Annotated in this window: 6 protein-coding genes; all 6 read left to right on the forward strand. The window is 71.9% G+C overall.

Annotated features, from left to right (window positions below; all coding sequences use genetic code 11):
- Window positions 1–142: 142 nt before the first annotated feature.
- Genes ACZ7GX_RS16000 through ACZ7GX_RS16025 form a run of 6 tightly spaced genes read left to right on the forward strand, consistent with a single transcriptional unit; the run spans window position 143 to window position 6,091 of the window.
- Complete coding sequence (locus ACZ7GX_RS16000; RefSeq protein ID WP_053721663.1) at window positions 143–538, forward strand: DUF948 domain-containing protein; 396 nt, start codon at window positions 143–145, stop codon at window positions 536–538.
- Window positions 535–804, forward strand: a complete 270-nt coding sequence (locus ACZ7GX_RS16005; RefSeq protein ID WP_498777186.1) for a hypothetical protein — start codon at window positions 535–537, stop codon at window positions 802–804. The genes ACZ7GX_RS16000 and ACZ7GX_RS16005 overlap by 4 nt, the downstream gene beginning before the upstream one ends.
- A 56-nt stretch (window positions 805–860) precedes the next feature.
- Window positions 861–3,533 (forward strand): alanine--tRNA ligase, encoded by a 2,673-nt coding sequence (alaS, locus tag ACZ7GX_RS16010; RefSeq protein WP_498777188.1) that lies wholly within the window; start codon window positions 861–863, stop codon window positions 3,531–3,533.
- Window positions 3,520–4,032, forward strand: coding sequence for a Holliday junction resolvase RuvX (ruvX, locus tag ACZ7GX_RS16015; protein ID WP_498777190.1), 513 nt, complete (start codon window positions 3,520–3,522; stop codon window positions 4,030–4,032). The genes alaS and ruvX overlap by 14 nt, the downstream gene beginning before the upstream one ends.
- A complete protein-coding gene (gene mltG, locus ACZ7GX_RS16020; protein WP_498777192.1) occupies window positions 4,029–5,249 on the forward strand; it encodes an endolytic transglycosylase MltG in 1,221 nt (406 codons plus the stop codon). The genes ruvX and mltG overlap by 4 nt, the downstream gene beginning before the upstream one ends.
- Window positions 5,250–5,251: 2 nt before the next feature.
- Window positions 5,252–6,091 (forward strand): shikimate dehydrogenase, encoded by an 840-nt coding sequence (locus ACZ7GX_RS16025; RefSeq protein WP_498777194.1) that lies wholly within the window; start codon window positions 5,252–5,254, stop codon window positions 6,089–6,091.
- Window positions 6,092–6,324: the final 233 nt, after the last annotated feature.

The following is a 6,324-nucleotide window of genomic DNA, read 5'->3' on the forward strand; positions in this document are numbered from 1 at the left end:
TCGAATCGACGCCAAATGGGGGGTCTTGGCGACCGCGTCCCACCACGTGGCACAGCCGTGCCCTGATCTCGTTCAGAGGCCCCGACGCGGTCGCGGTAACCTTGGCCACCACCTTGAGCCGTGCAATCCACCAGGAGGATCCGTGTCGCCAGGGCAGATCGCCGCGCTGGTCGCCGCCGGCGCGTTCGTGCTGCTTGTGCTCCTGCTGGCGATCCCGTTGATCAAGCTCGGCCGGACGCTGGACGAGGCCACGATCGCCATCCGCAAGGCGCACCAGAACAGCGACCCGATCTTCACCGGCGCGAACACGACGATCACGCACGTGAACACGCAGCTGGAGCGGGTGGACGGGATCACCGCCAACGCCCGCGCGGTCACCGGCAACGTCTCCGCGCTCACCTCGCTGTTCACCGCCACGCTGGGCGGGCCGCTGGTCAAGGCCGCCGCGCTGTCCTACGGCGTGAGCAAGGCCATCCGCGCCCGCCGCGCGGCCAAGGAGGCTCCCAGCAAGCACACTCGACGCAGGGGCAGGCGATGAGGCGGCTGTTCTGGTTCGGGCTCGGCATCGCCGCCGGCGTCTTCGCCGCCCGCAAGGCGGGTCAGGCCGCGCACGCCGCCACGCCCGCGGGCATCGGCGAGAACGTCGGCCAGGGCCTGCGCGAGCTGGCGGGCGCCCTCGGCTCGTTCGGCGCCGAGGTGCGCGCCGGAATGTCCGAGCGCGAACAGGAGTTGCAAGACAGCGTGGAACGTCAGACGGGCTTCACGCCGGGTCGGCGAGCGCGTGGGGCGAACGACGCCAAGTAGGTCGTTCGTTCGCCTCGCCGCGCCCTGACTTTCCACACTTCCGAAGGACTTCACCCGTGCAGACCCACGAGATCATCAAGCGCTTCCGCGAGCACTTCGAGAACGCCGGCCACAAGTACGTGCCCAGCGCCTCGCTCCTGCTCGACGACCCGAACCTGCTGTTCGTCAACGCCGGCATGGTGCCGTTCAAGCCGTACTTCCTCGGCGAGGCCCCGCCGCCCGCCCCGCGGATGACGAGCATCCAGAAGTGCGTGCGCACGCCGGACATCGACGAGGTCGGCAAGACCACCCGGCACAACACGTTCTTCCAGATGGCCGGCAACTTCTCCTTCGGCGACTACTTCAAGGAAGACGCCATCCGGCTGGCCTGGGACCTGGTCACCAAGCCCCAGTCCGACGGCGGCTACGGCCTGGACCCCGAGCGCATCTGGGTGACGGTCTACCTGGACGACGACGAGGCCGCCGACCTGTGGCAGAAGGTCGCCGGGCTGCCGCCCGAGCGCATCCAGCGCCGCGACATCGAGGACAACTACTGGTCGATGGGCGTGCCCGGCCCGTGCGGCCCGTGCTCGGAGATCTACTACGACCGCGGCCCCGCCTTCGGCGAGGAGGGCGGCCCGGTCGTCGACGAGGACCGGTACCTGGAGATCTGGAACCTGGTCTTCATGCAGAACGTCCGCGGCGAGGGCGGCGCCAAGAAGGACTACCCGATCCTGGGCGAGCTGCCGGACAAGAACATCGACACCGGCATGGGCGTCGAGCGCGTCGCCATGCTGCTCCAGGACGTCGAGAACGTCTACGAGACCGACCTCGTCCGCACCGTCATCACCAAGGCCGAGCAGCTCTCCGGCCGCAAGTACGGCGCCGACGAGACCGACGACGTGCGGTTCCGCGTCATCGCCGACCACGCCCGCAGCGGCGTGCTGCTGGTCGGCGACGGCGTCACGCCCGGCAACGAGGCCCGCGGCTACGTGCTGCGCCGCCTGCTGCGCCGCATCGTCCGCTCCGCCCGCCTGCTGGGCGTCACCGAGCCGGTGCTGACCCAGTTCGCCGCCGTCGTGCGCGACGCCATGGGCCCGTCCTACCCCGAGCTGGTGTCGGGCTTCGCCCGGATCGAGCAGGTGCTCAAGGCCGAGGAGGACACGTTCCTTCGCACGCTGGACGCCGGGTCGCGGATCTTCGAGAACGCCGCCGCCGAGGTCAAGTCCGACGGCCGCGCCACGCTGCCCGGTGACAAGGCCTTCCAGCTGCACGACACCTACGGCTTCCCGCTCGACCTCACCCTGGAGATGGCCGCCGAGGCCGGCCTGACCGTGGACGAGGACGGGTTCCGCAAGCTGATGGCCGAGCAGCGCGCCCGCGCCAAGGCCGACGCCGCCGGCAAGAAGACCGGCCACGGCGACCAGACCGTGTACCGGGAGCTGCTCGAGCTCGGCGCCACCGAGTTCACCGGCTACACCGAGCTGGCCAGCGAGGCCACCCTGCGCGGCATCGTCAGCGGCGGCAAGCGCGTCCGCTCCGCCAAGGAAGGCGACATCGTCGAGGTCGTGCTCGACCGCACGCCGCTCTACGCCGAGTCCGGCGGCCAGGCGAGCGACGCCGGCACGATCGTCACGGCCAACGCCGAGCTGGAGGTCGTGGACGTCCAGAAGGTCGCCCGCAAGCTGTGGGTGCACCAGGTGCGCGTGGTCAGCGGCGAGGTCGCCGAGGGCGAGCACGTCGAGGCCAGGGTGGACCCGGAGTGGCGCGTGGGCGCCCGCCAGGGCCACTCGGGCACGCACGTCGTGCACGCCGCCCTGCGGCAGGTGCTCGGCCCGTCGGCCCTGCAGAGCGGCTCGTACAACAAGCCGGGCTACCTGCGGCTGGACTTCGCCTGGACCGGCGGCCTGTCCGAGGAGGCCCGCAGCGAGATCGAAGAGGTCTCCAACCTGGCCGTCCGCAAGGACCTCCCGGTGAAGGTCGTCTACACCGACATGGGTGGCGCCCAGGAGATGGGCGCCGTGGCCCTGTTCGGCGAGACCTACGACGAGACCGTGCGCGTGGTCGAGATCGGCGGGCCGTGGTCGCGCGAGCTGTGCGGTGGCACGCACGTGGAGCACTCGTCCCAGATCGGGCCCATCACGGTGATCGGCGAGTCGTCCGTCGGCTCCGGCGTGCGCCGCCTGGAGGCCTACGTCGGCATCGAGGCCTTCAAGTACCTGGCCCAGGAGCGGGCTCTGGTGCAGAACGTCGCCGCCATGCTGAAGGTGCCCGACGCCGAGGTGCCCGCCCGGGTCGAGGCCCTGGTGGAGCGGCTGCGGGTGGCCGAGAAGGAGCTGGAGAAGGTCAAGGCCGCCCAGCTCGTGGCCAACGCCGGGTCCCTGGCCGAGCAGGCCCTGGACGTGCGCGGCGTGTCCCTGGTGGCCCTTCAGCTGCCGGAGGGCACGTCGGGCGCCGACGTGCGGACCATCGCCGGCGAGGTGCGCAACCGGCTCGGCGACAAGCCGGGCGTGGTCGGCCTGTTCGCCCCGGACGGCGACAAGGTCAGCTTCGTGGTCGCCACCACGTCCGCCGCCCGTGACCTGGGGCTGGCCGCCGGCAAGCTGGTGCCGGCCTTCGCCCCGGCCGTGGGCGGACGAGGCGGCGGCAAGCAGGACCTCGCCCAGGGCGGCGGCACGAACCCGGGCGGTGTCGGCGACGCCATCACCGCCCTGCGCACCGAGGTGGACCGCGCCGTTGAGCAGCGCTGACCGCCCCGGCGTCGACGATCCCGGCCCCGGTCGGAGGCTGGGCGTCGACGTCGGCGCGGTGCGCGTCGGGGTGGCGTTGAGCGACCCGAGCGCCTTCCTCGCGACGCCGCTGGTCACCCTGTCGCGTGACGTGAAGGCCGGCCAGGACCTGCGTGACCTGGCCGGCCTGGTCACCGAGCACGAGGTGGTGGAGGTCGTGGTCGGCCTGCCGCGCACGCTGGCCGGCAGGCACGGGCCGGCGGCGGAGGCCGCGGCGGCGTACGCTGCGGCGTTGGCCGAGCGCGTCGCACCGGTTCCGGTGCGGCTCACCGATGAGCGGCTGACCACCGTCACGGCGAGCCGGGTGCTCGCCGAACGCGGGGTGCGAGGCAAGAAGCAACGCGCCGTCGTCGACCAGGCTGCCGCGGTCGAGATCCTGCAGTCCTGGCTGGACGCACGGGCGCGACAAGTGGCTCGATCCGATGCGGAGCGGGCCCCCGGAGCTAAGGACGGCTCGTGAACGACGACCTCGGGTTGTTCACCGATCCAGAGACCCGCCACGACGAGCGGGCCGCACGCGGCAGGAGCGACGCCGCAGCCCGCCGCGCCAAGCGCAGGCGCAAGCGGACGATCCTGTGGGTCGTCGTGGCGCTGGTGCTGACCGGCGGGGGTGTCGGCGCGTACTACGGGTACCGCACGTTGAGCGGGATCGGCTCGTACGACGACTTCGCGGGCGCGGGCGAGGCGGACGTGGTGGTCGAGGTCAAGGACGGCGACCTCGTCACCACCATCGCCACCACGCTCAAGGAGCAGGGCGTGGTGGCCAGCGCGCGCGCGTTCACCGAGGCGGGCGCGGACGACTCGCGGGTCACCGCGATCCAGCCCGGGTTCTACCTGATGAAGACCAAGATGTCCGGCGAGGCCGCGGTGGCGCGGATGGTGGACGAGGCGTCCAAGATCGTGCCGCTGGAGGTCAGGGGCGGCAACGTGATGCACGACCTCACCGCGCAGGACGGCAGCGTCACCAAGGGCATCCTCTCCAGGCTGTCCGACGCCTCCTGCGTGGAGCTGGACGGCGTCAAGCAGTGCGTGCCGGTCGACCAGCTGCGCGACGCGGCGGAGAACGCCGACCCGGCCGCCCTCGGCATCCCCGAGTGGGCGCTGCCCGACGTCACCGCCGCGCCGAAGGAGAACCGGCTCGAGGGCCTCGTCGCGCCGGGCCTGTACCACGTCAAGCCGGGCGCGAGCGCGGCCGAGCTGCTCAAGGGCGTGATCGGCACGTCCCTGGGCCGGCTTCAGGGTTACGGCATCCCCAGCGGCTCGGGCAAGACGGGTTTCCGCCCGTACGAGGTGCTGGTCATCGCCTCCCTGATCGAGAAGGAAGGCGTGACCAAGGACTTCGGCAAGATCTCGCGGGTCGTCTACAGCCGGCTCGCGCTGCCGCAGAAGCTGGAGCTGGACTCCACGGTCAACTACAAGCTGGACCGGCCGCACATCACCACCAGCGACGAGGACCGCGAGAAGGCCGGTCCGTACAACACCTACAAGGTGCACGGGTTGCCGCCGACGCCGATCGGCTCGCCCGGCCGTGAGGCGATCACCGCCGCGATCACCCCCGAAGACGGGCCGTGGATGTACTTCGTGAAGTGCCAGAAGGACGGCACTTCGTGCTTCAACGTCACGTTCGACGAGCACGACGCCGCGTCGAAGAAGGCCCAGAGGGAAGGCGTCTTCTGACCGTGGTCCGCCGTGCGGCGGTCATCGGCTCGCCGGTGGCCCACTCGTTGTCACCGGTGCTGCACAACGCCGCGTTCGCGGCACTGGGTCTGGCCGACTGGGAGTACACGCGCGTCGAGTGCGTGGCCGAGGAGGTGTCGTCCCTGGTCACGGGCCTGGACTCGGCGTGGGTGGGCTTGTCGGTGACCATGCCGGACAAGCGTGCCGCGCTGGCCGTGGCCACGTCCGCGACGCCCCGGGCCACCCAGGTCGGCGCCGCGAACACCCTGGTGCCGGTCGACGGCGGGTGGCGTGCGGACAACACCGACGTGGACGGCGTCCTCGGCGCGCTGCGCGCCTCGTGCGGCTTCACGTCCGGCTCGCGCGCGGTGCTGCTGGGTGCGGGCGGCACGGCCACCGCGGCCCTGGTGGCGCTGGCCTCCGTCGGCGTCCGCGCGGTCACGCTGGTGGTCCGTTCGGCGAGCCGGGCGGCGGAGGCGGAGTCGTGCGCGTCCCGCCTCGGCCTGGCCCTGGACGTCGTGACCTGGGACGCCGCCGACTTCGCCGCCCTGGCGTCGGCCTCGGACGTCCTGATCAGCACCGTGCCGCCGGAGGCCACCGAGCCGATCGCGGGGGCGCTGGCCGAGGCGCCGTGCGTCCTGGACGTCATCTACCACCCCTGGCCCACCCCGCTGGCCCACGCCGTGGAGAAGCGGGGCCGCACCCTCGCCACCGGCCTCGACATGCTCCTGCACCAGGCCTTCGGCCAGTCGGAGCAGTTCACCGGCCACCCCGCCCCGCGGGAGGCGATGCGCGCCGCCCTCCGCGCCGCCACCGACAACCTCCTCCCGCTGCCGATCTAGCCGACGATCGACGCGGGTGCCCCCAACCGCCCGCGTGTCCGACCTTCAGGACCCCGGGTTCCACGCTCGGAACGCCGCCGGGCCCTGCTCGCGCGAGGGTGCGAGCAGGGCCCAGCCGGTCGTGCCGAGGGGATCAGCCCTCCATAAGCTCTTGATCGTCCGGGACACGATGTTCCGGACGCCCGGGTTGGTGGGGTGTGGCAATCAGTCCTCTGCCGTTGGATGGCTCTCGA

This window comes from Actinosynnema sp. NPDC037264 (genome assembly GCF_055603705.1).

Bases quoted from the DNA above. Each gene is read 5' to 3' on its own strand.
- ACZ7GX_RS16005 (WP_498777186.1), top strand. From the start codon at position 535: ATGAGGCGGCTGTTCTGGTTCGGGCTCGGCATCGCCGCCGGCGTCTTC.